The organism is Clostridium tanneri (assembly GCF_033659955.1).
In the GTDB taxonomy this organism is placed as follows: domain Bacteria; phylum Bacillota; class Clostridia; order Clostridiales; family Clostridiaceae; genus Clostridium_AM; species Clostridium_AM tanneri.
On the sequence record NZ_JARUJP010000006.1, the window covers coordinates 69,646 to 85,113 of the forward strand.

Consider the following 15,468-nt stretch of genomic DNA (forward strand, 5'->3'; position numbering starts at 1 on the left):
TTAAAAGCTAGTTATCTTTTTTTATACTTAAAATCAAGATTATTTTCCTTTGATTTCCATGGTTATTTACACCCCTTTAGCTAAAAATAATCTAGTAAGGAGGTGTTATCTATGGCTGATAACAATAGTTGTAACAATAATAATCAACAGAATAATAATGAACAGAACAACAATCAAAAAAATAACAACCAGCAAAACAAATCTAATGGATTAGCTCCTCATGAAATGCTAGAACTTCACGAATTAATGAATGCTGGAATCATAGGTGCAAAAAAGACCCAAGCAAGTCTGTCAATGGTTCAAGATGAAGAACTAAAAAGCTTCATGCAGGATTCTTTAAATTCTAAAAAAAGCTCACTTGAGCAAATGCAGCAATTCATAAGCAATCAAGCTAATTTACAACAATAGGAGGAGATAACTATGTCTTGGATAGACAACTTACTTGGAACTGATTCAGATGACCAAAATAACAGTGGCAGCCTTAATGATAAAGATATAGCATTAGATATGTTAATATCCTCTAAAATGGATATTTCTTCTCTTGCTAAAACTATAACTGAGACAACAAATCCTCAACTAAGACAGCTGTTAAGTGCTCAGTTAACAAATTGTATAAATCAACATTTTAGGCTATCTGATATGGCTATAAATAAACAATGGTACAATGCTTATGCAAATCCACAGCAACAGGTTCAACAAGATGTTAAAGAATTACAAAACCTATCTCAACAAAATCAACAGGATCAACAATCAAATCAATCTCAACAATAAGCAATAACTTCCATGTCCTATCAATTATCCAAAACAGCAATGGCCTTAATACCTTGCTGTTTTTCTAATATCTATTTTACCCTAAAAAACTCCCTTTCATTTTACTTCCTTTATTTTTAATTTCAGTATAAAAGCAGCAAGCAATTAATTTTGTGAAACTTTTACTATATAGTGAAATTATACACTAGCATTTATTAAAGCATAATTTTTTTTCAACAGGTTAATCTATATATGAAACCTCGTCCTATAAAATAAATAATAAATTTGTTATCTAGTACTTATAGGTAAAGTTTCTTTGAAGTGAAATTTAATAAACTAGGAGGTAACACTATGAAAAAAGTAGCAAGTTTAGTTGCGGCAGCGTTAGTGACATGTTCTTTAAGTGCATGTGGAAATAGGAATACAGCATACAGAAATAATAATGTAAATCAGCCCGTAAGAAATGCAGCTCAAGATATAAGAAATGCAGGTCAAAATGTAGGTCAAAATGTTCGTAACGATGTTACTAATCGTAACACTGCTAATGCTCCTAATGTAAGCACAGCAGGTTATAAAGATGGTGTTTATCTAGGTGAGGGAAATAAAGACTCAAGAGGAACAGATGCTGCTATAGTTACTGTAAGTGGCGGCAGAATTACTGATGTAGTTCTTAAAACTCTTGATCCACAAGGAAGAGATGTTGCACACTATAATTTAACACCAGGAACAACCGTTGGTACTACTACAGGAAATAATGCAAATGGCACTGTAGGCAACAATAATGCTGCTGGACCTACACCTGGCGTTAATAATAGAGCTACTGGAAATACTGGTAGTGCTATGGGCGGTACTGGAACTACTGGTGGAACTATGGGCAATAATGCTAATGGAGTTACTGGCGGCGCTATAGGCGGCCCTACTGGTGGAGTTATGGGTGGTACAAATACAAGTATTTCAGGACGTAACGCTGATGTAGCTCCAAATGGTAACGCTTATAAAGGTGGCCATACAGGAACTGCTACAGGCCCTGATGCTACTGCAACTAGTTTAACTACTCTTGATAGAGCTAAAATAGACTTAGCAGCAGCTATAGTTAGAAATCAAACTGCTAATGTTAATATAAGCAGTAGCCATCCTGCAACTGTTGACAATTGGAAACTAGCTGTTTCAAGAGCCTTAGAAAGTGCTAAAAGATAATACTAAAAATGTTCTAAGTAAAAATCGGAATTTTGTATAAAAACTACCATAAGTGATACACTCAGTAAATTTTATTAAATTAAATTTATTGGGTGTGTTATTTTTTATATTATTTAATTGAATATGTACTAACAACAAAGCATAATATTTATAGATATATAAGATGTAATAAGGTAGCTATAATGTTAGAAAAATCAATTCTTCAATTTATTTTTATTATTTTTATAATATCTACCCCTCCCACCCTTGTGATACTGGCAATCTATGACTTTAAAGAAATAATGGAAAAAATCAGGAAACTAAAATAATGCACTTGAGATAATAAAAGCAAAGTAGAAACCTCTATAGCCTTCTACTTTGCTTTATATTTACAAATTTGCCTTATTTAATATATTAATTCCAACTTTGTCATACTTATATACTTTCAAATTCTTCACTTTCTAACCTAAATCCATTAATCTGTACATCCTCTGTAAGTTCAATCAAAAGACACTTCTTTCCACTTTTATCTATAACTTGTCTAATGGAACTTAATTCCCTTGGTGTAATAGTTATATTAGTGGTTTCATTTTCAATTTTAATAGATCTGCTATTAAAATCCGGAACTATATTTTTAATCTTAAATTCATAGTCTCCACCACAAATTTCTTCAAAAGCACTTTTTACCACTTCTGTTTCTTCGATACCAGTTTCCTCTAAAACCTTTGTTATTTCTTTCATATCTATAGTCGGCTCTTCATCATCTTCTTCCTCTGCAAGTTCAAGCTTTTCATTTATTCTCTCATATATTTCCTGCATGGTATCAGTCTTTATTTTGTCTCCTACTACAGTATTTAATATAGCATGAAAGCTTTCTTTTTCTTCTATTGCAGTGGGCTTAATGCCACAGTCTAAAACATTCTCAACAAAACCTACATTTATTTGCTTTGCTTTAGATGAATAATATATTATTTTATTCACATCAATATACTCACTACTGATGCTTGGAAACATGAATCCATCTAAAGGAGACTTTAGATTAACCTCTACATCCAAGGCCGAATTTGGCTTAAAGGTCATTTCGGAATAATCAAACTTAAGTACTTTTTTAGGAACATCTATCTTATTTATACTGCATACAATAAACTCTATAGCTTGTACATAATCATCTATTGATTCTTCTGCTTCTTTACTCCTCTTTTTATTACCTTTAAAGTATTCAGCCTTTATAAAGTTTATAACTATATCTGTCTCATAGGTGTAATTCCTAGCTATTTTTTCTACGATTTTATCAGCATATTCTACTATACTTTCACCGGAACTTAGTGCATTATAGAGAATAGTTTGAGTGCCTTCTAGTTCCCCGTATCTTTGTTCTCCTGCCATTCCAGCATTTAACTCTCTAACTACATCCCTAGTACTTTGATCTAAGTCAATGCCTGCTGCTACAACTTCTTCTGAATCTTGTCCTAAATTCATTTTAAAATCAAGTTCAAAGATTTTTGTATCTATAGGTCCTGTTAAAACCTTTTTAAAATTTTCTAAATAAAGCTCTCTTTTCTCTATATCCATCATTTCAAAATAATTTAATTCTTTTGTTATAATTTCACCGTTATCTTTTTTTAGATAAACACTATATATTTCTTTTATAGGCATCATATAACTACTTAATTTAAATTCTTTTCTCAAATCTGCTAAATCTTTTTTATTCATGCAAATACCTCTCTTCTAAAAGATTCCTACTAAATTTATATAATCCGCTTAATACTAACTATTATCTAGTTAGTATTATAACATCAGTTTTAATTTAGATAAAGTCTTGAGGATTTTTTAGTTTTTATCTCAATATAGTAAATTTAAAAATACACAGCCTGTGTTTAGATATGTCTGTGGTGTTAAACTTTAAAAACACCTCAAAACTTTCTTCTACACAGGCTAAACCATTCTTATTATTATAGTAGTTTTTGTTGTAATCTTCTTATCAATTGTATATATTCTAAAATTTTAGTACGGTATTTCTGTCTATCTTTCCTGCCTAAAGAATTATTAAGCTCTAAAATTAAGTTATTGACTGTCTTCACTGGTTTTATAAATATATTATATTTACCGCAGGCAGGATTACTGTTACTATAGCTTAACACTAAGTCTTCAAATTTTTTACTTGCATAATAGAAATTAGATTTTCTCGCCTCTAGCTCTAGATTATTTATATTTTCTTTACTTAATATATCCACCATATCCTCCAGAATAATTACAACTAATTCTATAAAGTAATCACACTGAATTTTTTCCCACACAAAAACCCTCCTAAAAAGTACTGTTATTTTAATAATCGTATTTTTAAAGAAAATTATTATGTTTTATTCTAATATTTAATAAAATTTTAACCTTTATTAAAATTTCGTAACCTTATTCCAATCTATATGCGTATTTAACACTTCCACAGACTTTTCTAAATACTGTTACTGTAGTTCTATAAACCTTCCCATTTAATTTAAGTTATACTATTCACGGTAAAAGTTACATTTGAATTTATACAATATCTTATACATAATAGTTTATAGCTGGCCTTAGTTCAAACTTGGTAATAGGCAACTTTTTCATTAAATATAAATCAGTGTATATCTTATACGCTAAATATGTAAAGGAGATAAACTTTATGCTTAATAAAAAAAGATTATTACTGGCTCTTTTAGCAATCAGCTTTATCGCTTTTATATCTATAGCCTTTTTTCAATTTAGCAAAAAAAATATTATAGTTACAACCTCATCAGATAAGGCTGTGGCAAAAAAGACTGTAATGGCATTTACAACCTTCTACCATCCTGAGGATACCTCTTCCTATAATAAAATGGTGGATAATACTAGCTCAATAAATAGTATAGCTACGGCAACCTATAATGTAGATGGCAAAGGTACTTTGTCAGGTACAGTGCCGAAGGAACAGATTTCCTATGCTAATAGTAAAAAAATCAACCCTTTTGCCATGGTAACCAATAATTTTAAAAGCGATATAGCTAAAGAATTACTAGAGAATCCAAATAACAGACAGTTATTAATTAAAAATATTGTAAATGAATTAAAAGAAAATAACTATAAAGGTGTAAATATTGATCTTGAAAATCTTCATTATTCTAACAGAGAACATTATACAACTTTTTTAAAGGAGCTCTACCCGGCACTAAGATCCCAAGGTTTTACTGTTACAGTTTCAGTACCAGCAAAGACCGCTGATAACGTGAAAGATAGCTGGAGTGGTGCCTATGATTATAAGTCAATAGGAAAGTATACAGACCAAGTTGTTATAATGACCTACGATGAGCACTCTCCTAGTGGTTCTGCTGGTGCTGTTGCCTCTATTAATTGGGTGAAAAATGTTGTTAACTATGCTGCATCTGTTATCCCTTCTTCTAAAATAGTTTTAGGAGTAGCAAGTTACGGATATGATTGGTCTTTAAATGGAGCAAAGGCCTATGGCATTGATTCAATATACAAACTAGCAGAAACTTATAATGCTGAAATTCACTGGGACGATAAATCCCAAAGTCCATACTTTGAATATAAAGATAAATCCGGAGCCGCACACACTGTTTGGTTTGAAAATAGTACAAGCCTCTCCTATAAATTAGATGTGGTAAATTCCAATAGTTTAGCAGGTATAGCTATTTGGAGACTTGGACTAGAAAATGCAGACTATTGGTCTACTATTAATGCCAAACTAGATAACCTCCAGAAATAGCATAGTTAACTATTGTAACCAATTTGTAACTTATTTTTTCTTTTTTTGTAACCCTTTCTTCTAAATAATACTATAGTATATAAGTATAGACAGTATTATACAAAATATGGGGGGACAAAATATGAGAAAAAAGCGTTTGCATAAAGTAAAAATTAAGTCGAGAAAAAGATTTATCTTTTGTACGACGGTTATTATAATTTTATTCTCTGCAATGTTATTTAATCAAAAGTCATCACTGCTAAATAAAAATGGCAGTTCATCTATACTTTTATCCAATACAAGTGATGGTAATAATAGTGAAAAATTAAAACCAACAGCTAATAATGACCAAGATAACACATTGCAAGCTGGAGGTAACAAAGAAAAAGCAGAGGAAATTCTCTCTGTGAAAGCAGAAGAAGTGTACAACTTCGGAAGAAGTAATGGAAAAAAATATGCTTTTTTAACTTTTGATGATGGTCCAAATACTAGTATAACTCCGAAAATTCTTGATATATTAAAAAAATATAAGGTTCATGCAACATTCTTTGTAGTAGGAAACGCTGTTGATAAAAATCCTCAGATTTTAAAACAGATTTCAGATGATGGACATGCTATAGGAAATCATACTTATAGTCATAATTATAAAGTTCTATATCCTCACAGAAACGTTGATGTACAAGTATTCAAATCGCAGATTCAGCAAACCAATAACGCTATTGGCAATGCCCTTGGCAAAACAGTTTCTACGAGAATAATAAGGTTTCCTGCAGGCTCCTTTGAATCCTGGAAGAAACCAATGAGAGAGGACCTTATAAAAAATGGAATGTACTTTGTAGATTGGAACGCTGAAAACAGAGATGGAGTTAAAAATAACGTATCTGTTGCTGAGCAGTTATCAACTATTAAAGGTCAAATCACTACTGCAGAAAGTTCAAAAAATAATGTTGTAATTTTAATGCATGATACAGTGACTAAGCAGACTACCGTTGATGCTCTCCCTTCTATAATAGAGCTTTTAAAGTCTGAAGGGTATGAGTTCGGGATTATAAAATAGGGATAAATTCACTTAAAGTGGTAAGTTGCTTTAAAAGTAACTTACCACTTTAAATTTAATATTTTTAGACTACTAATATTAAACTTGAAAAGAAAGAGAAGAGTTATTCAAACTCTTCACCTAAAGGAGTAAATTTTTGACCTACGAATCTTTCCCACTTTTCTGCATATTCTCCTATAGCCCATTCTGCCATAACAATAGAATCCCCTTCATCTAAATAAACTTTTTTTAATGGCTGTTCAGATAGCTTTCCATCTTTTATAGAATATACATATATGCTTCCTTTTCCTTCTATTAATGCAATATCTTTATTAGGCGATACAAATGCATCTAAAGCTTCTGGAATTCTTGACTTTATTTCACTCCATGGAATATATAGTTCATCGTAGCTTATAAGCTTTAAAGGTATCATTATATTTATATCAAAATCCTCATAACTATTCTCCTGTGCATAGTGCTTATAGTCTAATCTACCTTTCATAATCCAATGCCCATTTCTCCTTTGAAGTGTGAAGTTATCTCTTCTAGGGTTCTTCATAATAAGCTTGGATTTATCTTTGTCAAGGGATGAAATGAAAGCTTCACTGGATCTTAACATAGCAGTATATCCGTTTTCATTTGCTATATCGGAAATATCAATTCCTTTACCAATGCCTATGTTATCTATAGGTATAACCTGAAATCTTGAATCATACTCTGTGCCTATATAGTCATTTCCAATGAACGTAATCCTTCTTTCTACCTTTTCAGTTAATACATTTTTCATTTTAGCCTTAGATTTTTCTGAAGTTGGACTAGTCAAGGAATTTGCATATATACTTGAAGTGGTACCCTTGTTAGTTACTTCTTTATATGCCCCTACTTCCCAAAAGCCTTTCATTCTAGGCACAAAAAGTTGTTCTGTATACATAATAGGCTTAAGTTCTTTATTCCTTGTTGCTACCCATATGGTTTTATAAGTATTTTCTGATGAACGTATGCCCAGCAAAACTGCTGATCTTAGCAAAGAATCTTCCTCCGTAACACTTTTTATTTTTCTTTTACTAGAGTTTCTTAAACTGTTTTCCTTTACAGTCTTATCTATCTTATCTGATACTTTATGTAGGTAAAGAAAATTATCACCTGTACACACTAGCAAATTATTATAATCTATTATAATAAAATCATAGAATACTTGATTTTTTGATGTTACCGTAACTACATCTATCTTTTCTTTTTCAAGTCCAAATTTCTCTGCACTTGTCTTATATTTGGATAGTAAATAATCATTAGACCCTACATTCCGTATCTTATACTCAGGATTGATACAGATATCCCCTCCTAAGACACTGATTTTATTATCGAATAAGGCATACTTTCCAAGATACTTACTAGCTTTACTAGCATCTTCTTCCTTTCCTTCTAATGATAGGCACTTCTCTATAATCCAAGTTCCCTGTAGTGCATTAACGGCATCTTCAGGAGGTACTATTTTTTCTTCAATATTAAAGTCAACCTTTATACATCCAGTAAGGAAAAAAATATATATCAATGTTATAAATAAATTACTATATCTTAGTTTCATGACTTTTTTCACCTTTGTTTTCTATTTTGAGAGGGATGCTAATAATTGCAGATGTGCCTTTGTTCAATTCACTTTCAATACTAAGACTTCCATTATGCATTTGTATTATCTCATCGCATATTGATAACCCTAGCCCTGTTTGAGACTTACTATTTTTCCCTTTATAAAATTTTTCTTTTATATGAGGTAAATCCTCTCTACCTATTCCGCAACCAGTATCCTCTACTTTCAAAATTATTAAATTTTCTTCCCTTAATGCACTCAAAACCACATTTCCACCTGGGGAGGTAAACTTAAAAGCATTATCTAAAAGATTTATTAGTACCTGCTTTATCCTATCTTTATCAACTTCTATGAAAGGTAATTCTTCATAGACTACCTTAAAGTTAATTCTTTCTCTTTTTGCTCTTAAGCCCATATATTTTTCTATGTATTCAAGGATCTTTATAATATCTGTTTTTTCCCTCTTTAATGTAACCTTTCCTGACACAAGTCTTGAAAAGTCCAGCAATTCTTCTACCATAGCTGTTAACCTGTCGCTCTCCTTTTCAATAATGTTTAATCCTTCGTATAATATATCTCTGTCATTCGTTTCATCAGTTTTAAGGGTAATTGCCCAACCTTTAATAGATGTTAATGGTGTTCTTAGTTCGTGAGATACTAAGGATATAAATTCATTTTTTATCTTATCTCTTTTTTCAATTTCTTCAGCCATAAAGTTTAATGTATCTGCAAGCCTACCTATCTCATCATTTTTTTCTTTATTTATTCTTATTTTTAAGTTTCCTGATGCCATTAGTTCTGCAGCACTAGTAACTTCTTTAAGCGGATGTACAATACTGTGTGCAATAATTATACTTATTGCCCCAGCAATTAAAATAACTATTACTCCAATACTTATGAGTATTAAGGATATATTTAATATAACCTTATCTATTTCCTTAAGAGAAGATATAAATCGTAATACTCCCACTATTCTTCCATCGGATTTTAATGGGTAGGAAATTGCTATAACTTTTTCTTTGTTATAGTCTTCATTCCCTATAAATATCCCCTTTTCATCCTTTAATGCATCTTTAAAATCGGAACTATCCAAAGGTTCTTTATTTAATACCCCTACTGAATCCATCAAAATTCTTCCCGTTGGTTCAATAATCTGTACCTGAGCAGTAGTTTGTCTCCAAAATACATCAACATTATCAAGAACATTGTTTTTTAAATCAACATTTGAAAAATACTTTTCATAAAAGTCTGAAGCTATTTTTATCTGATTTGTTAGTACGCCTTCCACATTCTTATAAAAATAATATTTTGTAAAATAAATAAGTAACCCTTCAAAAGCAATAACGCTAATTAAAATAATAAGCATAAAGTTACCGACAAGCCTTACTTTTATTCCCTTTGAAGAAACCTTATCTTTTTCTTTTATAATCATTTATTTATTCCTTTCTCCATCTATAACCAGTGCCCCAAACAGTTTCTATGTATAATGTATCTGAAGATCTATCCTCAATCTTCGCTCTCAGTCTTCTTATGTTAACATCTACTATTTTTGTATCTCCTACAAAATTATACCCCCAGACTGTGTCTAGTAGTTCATTTCTTGTAAAAGCTCTTCCAGGACTCTCCAGGAAAAGTTTCATGAGAATAAATTCCTTTGGAGTAAGTGATAGTTCTTTATTATTCTTAAACACCTTTTGTGAGTATATATCTAAAACAAAGGGTCCACTATTTAAGGTTTCGCATTGCAATTTTTCTTCTTTCTCAACCATTCTTCTCATCAAAGATTTTGCCCTAAGTATTACCTCCAATGGATTAAAGGGCTTTACAACATAGTCATCTGCACCAAACTCCAGTCCTTTTATTCTGTCTTCATCCTGTCCTCTGGCTGTAAGCATAATTATTCCAATATTAGAAAAATCCTTTCTTAGCTTTTCACATACCTGAAAACCATCAATTCCCGGAAGCATAACATCCAGAAGAACAACATCTGGATTTTCTAACCTTGCCTTCTCCAGACCTTCTTCCCCAGAGCTGGATTCTACAACTAAAAAATTATGCCTTTGAAAATTAATTTTTAAAAATCCTCTAATACTCTCTTCATCTTCTATTATCAATACCTTGCTCACCGTACAACCTCCTGTTAGTAATATTATTCTGTATTTCAACAAAAGGAAAGCTTGTCTTTATATTATTATATAATTTTTGTTAATACAATAAGTTACAATAGCATTACAGAGTTTATAATTTACCTATTTTCTACTATATCCGCTTAATGCCAATAACACCTGTGATGGTAGATAGAATATCCAAACTAGAAATCCTGAAACAGCTGAAATCTCAATGCTATCTATAAATAAATTCTGTGCTATGCTTGATAGAGCAACATTTATATCACAAAGTAGAAATAAAGTTATGCCAATAGAAATTAAATATTTACTATAAACTGGATAGAAATTTCCCTTAACAGTTTTCCAGCCAGTGTAAACACTATAAGATAGTATAACAGCATAAATACTTCCCAAAGTTAAAGTAACTTCACTTAAGCTGGTGTTGTTTGTTCCTTCATTAAAGCTACCTGTAAGTATCCTAGAAATTATAATAACTAATATTATTGCTAATGTTAACCAAGTTAACTTATCTTTCTTTCTTATTGCTCTCCTATGTCGTTTTATGTAGGTTATTTGTACTAAACAAAATACAAGTATACCTAAGGTATTAAAATCTAAAATCACCATAAACAAGTCAGCTACAGCAGTTAAAAAAAATGCCAATTTTAGTAATCTAGTATCTTTTTTATCATGTCCTTTACTTCCTATTAAAACAGTAAGCAGTAAACATAGTAATATTCCCACATACTTTAATACAGCTGAATACATACATCTAAAATTTGTATTGTAATCAATATAAATAAATGAACAATATATCAATATCTCTGTAATAATTATAATTCTTACTATTACAGGCTTATAAATATATATTTTTATAATAATCACTTCCTGAATATAATATTTTCTATATATTATATTCATGTGAATTATAAATTAAACTATTATGAACTACAACTCATCTTTTTAAGAAAGCATTGAGCTGTAGTTCATTTTCAGAATTAAGCTATAATATTAATATGATCCAACTTTTATTCCTTCCATATCTGGTTCCAACAATATGACCTTCCACTGATCTTCAAAACTGCTTAAAAAGCTTTTAACTTCCTTTTCAAACCTTTCTTCATCTTTAGGCTCTACCACAGCCATAAGTGTAGAACCAGAACCGCTGATAAATTCTCCTATAGCCCCTATTTCTCTAGCTTTATCTAATATTAGTTCTGCGTTTTTAATTAGAGTTTTTCTATAAGGCTGATGAATTCTATCACCAAAGCAAGTTCTAAGTTTGTCAAACTCCCCATTGTACAGAGCACTTATCAGCATAGCAGATCTTGATATATTAAAAACACAGTCTTCCTTTAAATAGCTCTTTGGAAGTACCCCTCTTGACATAGCTGTACTTACTTGAAAATTTGGTATCATTGCTGCAAATTTTAACTTATGAGGCAACTGTACCTTTGAATAGCTCACCTTTTCTCCTTCTTGCAGTGAAACAACCATTCCTCCTACTGCTGCAGGAACTATATTGTCAGGATGACCTTCTATTTCTGTAGCCACCTCTATTATTTTATCCATAGACATAACCTCACCCATAAGGGCATTAGCCGCAGCAACTCCTCCAACTATACAAGCAGCGCTACTTCCAAGTCCTCTACATATAGGTATATCGCATCTGGAAACATTTATATAAAACCCATCATAATTATAGTCAAACCTACTTAATGTTTTTATCATGCTAGTATATATCAAATTTTCCCTATAATCATCTTGACTTCTCTGTCCGTTATTATAAATTTCAGTTTCTCCACATTTCTCTTCAACTTCAATTTCATTATATAGCTTCAAAGCCATTCCTAAGGTATCAAAACCTGGCCCCATATTAGCAGTTGTAGCAGGTATTCTAACTTTTATCATAAATTTTTCCTCCTTCCTAATTCACAAGGTTTTTGTATACATTGAATTTTCTAGTTTAATTAAGATACATCAAATTTATTTATGAATTATTTCTTCTTCTATTACTTTAAAATCACAAGGTAATGTTACTATATCTCCTCCTGAATTCACTGCAGTATCTGGATCTTTAAGCCCGTTTCCTGTAAGTATACATACAACCTTGCTATCTCCCTTAATTCTTCCTTCCTTATAGAGCTTATATAATCCTGCTATTGATATGCAAGAAGCTGGCTCAGCAAATATTCCCTCTAAGCTTGCTAACATCTTATAAGCCTTTAATATTTCCTCATCACTTATTTTGTCTATAACTCCCTTCGACTCTACTAAGGCTGATACTGCCTTTTTCCAGCTTGCAGGGTTTCCGATTCTTATTGCTGTTGCTATAGTCTCAGGATTTTCTACCACTTTATTGTTAACTATAGGAGCAGCTCCTTCTGCTTGAAAGCCTATCATTTTAGGTAAATTATCTATTTTACCTATTTCCTTATATTCCATAAAACCCTTCCAATAAGCAGTTATATTCCCCGCATTTCCCACAGGTATTGATACATAATCTGGACTTTCACCAAGCTGTTCACATAATTCAAAGGCAGCAGTTTTTTGTCCTTCTATTCTATAAGGGTTTATTGAATTTACTAGTGTTATAGGATGCTTTTCTGATATTTCCTTAACCATATTTAAGGCATCATCAAAATTTCCATCAATAGCTATTACCTTTGCCCCGTAGGCTAATGCCTGTGCTAGTTTTCCCATTGCTATTTTCTTATTTGGTATTATGACTATAGATTTTATACCAGCTTTTGCGGCATAGGCAGCGGCTGCTGCAGAAGTATTTCCTGTAGAAGCACATATTATAGCCTTTGAACCTTCTTCTACAGCTTTAGTTACTGCCATAGTCATCCCTCTGTCCTTAAAAGACCCTGTTGGATTTAATCCTTCATATTTTAAATATATTTCAAGTCCAGGCATAAGTTTTTCAATATTCTCTGCTCTAATTAATGGTGTGTTACCTTCACATAAACTAATTATTCTTGTACCTTCATTAACAGGCAAAAACTCTCTGTAATTTTCTATAAGACCCATCCATTTCATTTTTTAATCCCCCAATTTTAATTAATCTTCTAACATCATCATTTTTTTAATATTATTACAATCTATCTTTTCTCTTAAAGTTTCTATATTTCTATCTAATACAGCTTCATTTTCTGACTTTACAAAGGCTGCAACCTCATCTTCTAAACCATACATGCCTTTAGTAATAATCTTACAATAAGGAAACAGTTCAGATAAACCTGCCATAGCATCTACTCTATTCCTTGTATTTACTCTTAGAAGCCATTTATTTTCTTTTCTCCAAAGGGTATCTACCGATGCTTCGTTATAATCAAATAAAATTCCCTTCTCTTTCTTATTTTGAATAATATCCACTATATCAGAGAACACAGCACTAGCAGTAGGAAACATTCCTGCTCCCTTACCTGTGAATACTACATCCCCAACTGCATCTCCATCTATTAAAATAGCATTATACTCATTTTCAATTCTACCTAGGGTAGAATTCTTTCTTACCATGACCGGAGAAACAGAAGCATATATACTATTATCCTGATATTCCCCAATTGCCAGTAATTTAATTTCAAAACCTTCACCTTGGGCATATTGAAAATCCACAGTATCAATATCAGTTATCCCATTGATTTTAATGTTTTTCCAGTTAACCTTCTCTTCAAAGGCCATAGTGGAAAGTATTGATAACTTTCTGGCTGCATCATAGCCCATTACATCACTTTCTGGATTCGCCTCAGCAAAACCCATATCTTGTGCAAGTTTTAGTGCCTCTTCATAGCTCATATTTTCCTTGCTCATTTTTGATAATATAAAATTTGTTGTTCCATTAAGAATAGCCTTAATACCTTTTATGTTATTTCCTACAAGACACTCGCTTAAGGATTTTAGAATAGGTATTCCTCCTCCTACGCTGGCTTCAAATCTTAGTACAACTCCATTTTTGTTTGCTATATCTAAAAGTTCTCCTCCATGCTCTGCTATTAAATCCTTATTTGCTGTAACCACATGTTTCTTTAACTGCAATGCTCTTTTAACATATTCATAAGCTGGGTTTACTCCCCCCATAGCCTCAACTACTATATCTACATTTCCTCTAAATATATCCTCAATATCCTTTGTTAGGATATTTATATTGTCGCTTTCTTTGTGTTTCTCTAAATTCCTAACTAATACGTTAGATAGGATTAATTCATCCTTAATATTTTTTCTCAATCTATTTTTATTTTTTAATATAAGTTCAGCTACCCCACTACCTACAGTGCCATAGCCAAGCATAGCTATACAAGTCATCTCTATCCCTCCTATTTTTAAATAATTTCATTAAAATACTACTGGTGGTTATGGTTTTCATGATTATTCCTCCCTTAATTTTTAATTTTTTCAATATATTGTATATTTGTAAAAAAATAAAACCCATCCCAAAAATGGGACGAGTTATGATCGCGGTTCCACCCAAATTATAGCTATAAAATTAAAATTAAGTTTTTAATCACCTAATTTTAATTAACGACAAAAGTTAAGCTATCACTTTAAACTGTTAACGCCAGAAAGCGAAGGATGCCTACTAAAATTCAGCATTTAGCTCAGAGGTGGTTTTCAATAGTTCTTAAACAAGAAATCTTTCAGCCAATGGATTTCCATCTCTGTGATTAGAATACTATTTACTCTTCCTCATCATTGCATTTATTTGTATTATATTTTTAAAAAAACAAAAAACTCCCCTCAATTTTGAGGCGAGCATACATCGCGGTTCCACTCAAATTAATAGTATAAATAAATCTCTGATTTAAACATCGGTATTTAAAACTATCATCTCTAAACCATTAACGCTGGCTACGGACATACCTACTAATTTCAGTACTCAACTCTAAGGTGGTTTTCAATAATTCTTGAACAAGAAACCTTTCAGCGAATCAGTTTCTCTCTCTTTGAACAGTAATATATTTACTCGTCCTTGTCATTGCTTTTTTAATATTATTTTATATCATTGTATTCTGAAAATTCAACAATGTCAATAGGTAAATATGAAATAGTTATCTATATTTACATTTTCTTAACAAATTAATAATTTTAT

14 protein-coding genes and 2 other annotated features are annotated in these 15,468 nt (G+C 31.4%); of the genes, 5 read left to right on the forward strand and 9 right to left on the reverse strand.

The genetic code is table 11. The features are described 5' to 3' along the window. Positions 1-111 precede the first annotated feature (111 nt). From P8V03_RS06800 to P8V03_RS06810, 3 genes are all read left to right on the forward strand, one after another. Positions 112-408, forward strand: a complete 297-nt coding sequence (locus tag P8V03_RS06800) for a hypothetical protein (protein WP_261672509.1) — start codon at positions 112-114, stop codon at positions 406-408. A gap of 12 nt (positions 409-420) precedes the next feature. Then, positions 421-771, forward strand: coding sequence for a spore coat protein (locus P8V03_RS06805; RefSeq protein ID WP_261672508.1), 351 nt, complete (start codon positions 421-423; stop codon positions 769-771). A 330-nt stretch (positions 772-1,101) separates the two neighbouring features. Continuing rightward, positions 1,102-1,947 (forward strand): hypothetical protein, encoded by an 846-nt coding sequence (locus P8V03_RS06810; RefSeq protein WP_318797495.1) that lies wholly within the window; start codon positions 1,102-1,104, stop codon positions 1,945-1,947. A gap of 414 nt (positions 1,948-2,361) precedes the next feature. Here P8V03_RS06810 and P8V03_RS06815 read toward each other — a convergent pair whose 3' ends face one another. Both P8V03_RS06815 and P8V03_RS06820 read right to left on the reverse strand, forming a co-directional pair. Then, complete coding sequence (locus P8V03_RS06815) at positions 2,362-3,639, reverse strand: DUF4317 family protein (protein WP_318797497.1); 1,278 nt, start codon at positions 3,637-3,639, stop codon at positions 2,362-2,364. Positions 3,640-3,878: 239 nt separating this feature from the next. Continuing rightward, a complete protein-coding gene (locus P8V03_RS06820; protein WP_318797499.1) occupies positions 3,879-4,223 on the reverse strand; it encodes a hypothetical protein in 345 nt (114 codons plus the stop codon). A gap of 362 nt (positions 4,224-4,585) precedes the next feature. Here P8V03_RS06820 and P8V03_RS06825 point away from each other — a divergent pair, with 362 nt between their 5' ends. After that, positions 4,586-5,665, forward strand: coding sequence for a glycosyl hydrolase family 18 protein (locus P8V03_RS06825; protein ID WP_318797501.1), 1,080 nt, complete (start codon positions 4,586-4,588; stop codon positions 5,663-5,665). Between the two features lie 121 nt (positions 5,666-5,786). Beyond that, positions 5,787-6,701, forward strand: a complete 915-nt coding sequence (locus P8V03_RS06830; protein ID WP_318797502.1) for a polysaccharide deacetylase family protein — start codon at positions 5,787-5,789, stop codon at positions 6,699-6,701. Between the two features lie 103 nt (positions 6,702-6,804). Here P8V03_RS06830 and P8V03_RS06835 read toward each other — a convergent pair whose 3' ends face one another. From P8V03_RS06835 to P8V03_RS06865, 7 genes are all read right to left on the reverse strand, one after another. Continuing rightward, complete coding sequence (locus P8V03_RS06835; protein ID WP_261672497.1) at positions 6,805-8,265, reverse strand: hypothetical protein; 1,461 nt, start codon at positions 8,263-8,265, stop codon at positions 6,805-6,807. Then, a complete protein-coding gene (locus P8V03_RS06840) occupies positions 8,249-9,700 on the reverse strand; it encodes a sensor histidine kinase (RefSeq protein ID WP_261672496.1) in 1,452 nt (483 codons plus the stop codon). The genes P8V03_RS06835 and P8V03_RS06840 overlap by 17 nt, the downstream gene beginning before the upstream one ends. A 4-nt stretch (positions 9,701-9,704) precedes the next feature. Further along, positions 9,705-10,394, reverse strand: coding sequence for a response regulator transcription factor (locus P8V03_RS06845; RefSeq protein WP_261672495.1), 690 nt, complete (start codon positions 10,392-10,394; stop codon positions 9,705-9,707). Positions 10,395-10,517: 123 nt separating this feature from the next. After that, on the reverse strand, positions 10,518-11,144 hold the full coding sequence (locus tag P8V03_RS06850; protein WP_318797506.1) for a lysoplasmalogenase family protein: 627 nt from the start codon (positions 11,142-11,144) through the stop codon (positions 10,518-10,520). Between the two features lie 243 nt (positions 11,145-11,387). Next, positions 11,388-12,287, reverse strand: a complete 900-nt coding sequence (thrB, locus tag P8V03_RS06855; protein ID WP_261672493.1) for a homoserine kinase — start codon at positions 12,285-12,287, stop codon at positions 11,388-11,390. A gap of 75 nt (positions 12,288-12,362) precedes the next feature. Beyond that, positions 12,363-13,418, reverse strand: coding sequence for a threonine synthase (thrC, locus tag P8V03_RS06860; protein WP_261672492.1), 1,056 nt, complete (start codon positions 13,416-13,418; stop codon positions 12,363-12,365). Positions 13,419-13,439: 21 nt separating this feature from the next. After that, a complete protein-coding gene (locus P8V03_RS06865) occupies positions 13,440-14,684 on the reverse strand; it encodes a homoserine dehydrogenase (RefSeq protein WP_261672491.1) in 1,245 nt (414 codons plus the stop codon). A gap of 132 nt (positions 14,685-14,816) precedes the next feature. Beyond that, positions 14,817-15,081, reverse strand: a binding site (T-box leader). Positions 15,082-15,120: 39 nt separating this feature from the next. Continuing rightward, positions 15,121-15,364, reverse strand: a binding site (T-box leader). Positions 15,365-15,468: the final 104 nt, after the last annotated feature.

Coding starts and splice junctions, on each gene's coding strand:
- P8V03_RS06800 (WP_261672509.1), top strand. CDS start 112: ATGGCTGATAACAATAGTTGTAACAATAATAATCAACAGAATAATAAT.
- P8V03_RS06805 (WP_261672508.1), top strand. CDS start 421: ATGTCTTGGATAGACAACTTACTTGGAACTGATTCAGATGACCAAAAT.
- P8V03_RS06810 (WP_318797495.1), top strand. CDS start 1,102: ATGAAAAAAGTAGCAAGTTTAGTTGCGGCAGCGTTAGTGACATGTTCT.
- P8V03_RS06815 (WP_318797497.1), bottom strand. CDS start 3,639: ATGAATAAAAAAGATTTAGCAGATTTGAGAAAAGAATTTAAATTAAGT.
- P8V03_RS06825 (WP_318797501.1), top strand. CDS start 4,586: ATGCTTAATAAAAAAAGATTATTACTGGCTCTTTTAGCAATCAGCTTT.
- P8V03_RS06830 (WP_318797502.1), top strand. CDS start 5,787: ATGAGAAAAAAGCGTTTGCATAAAGTAAAAATTAAGTCGAGAAAAAGA.
- P8V03_RS06835 (WP_261672497.1), bottom strand. CDS start 8,265: ATGAAACTAAGATATAGTAATTTATTTATAACATTGATATATATTTTT.
- P8V03_RS06840 (WP_261672496.1), bottom strand. CDS start 9,700: ATGATTATAAAAGAAAAAGATAAGGTTTCTTCAAAGGGAATAAAAGTA.
- P8V03_RS06850 (WP_318797506.1), bottom strand. CDS start 11,144: ATGTATTCAGCTGTATTAAAGTATGTGGGAATATTACTATGTTTACTG.
- thrB (WP_261672493.1), bottom strand. CDS start 12,287: ATGATAAAAGTTAGAATACCTGCTACAACTGCTAATATGGGGCCAGGT.
- thrC (WP_261672492.1), bottom strand. CDS start 13,418: ATGAAATGGATGGGTCTTATAGAAAATTACAGAGAGTTTTTGCCTGTT.
- P8V03_RS06865 (WP_261672491.1), bottom strand. CDS start 14,684: ATGACTTGTATAGCTATGCTTGGCTATGGCACTGTAGGTAGTGGGGTA.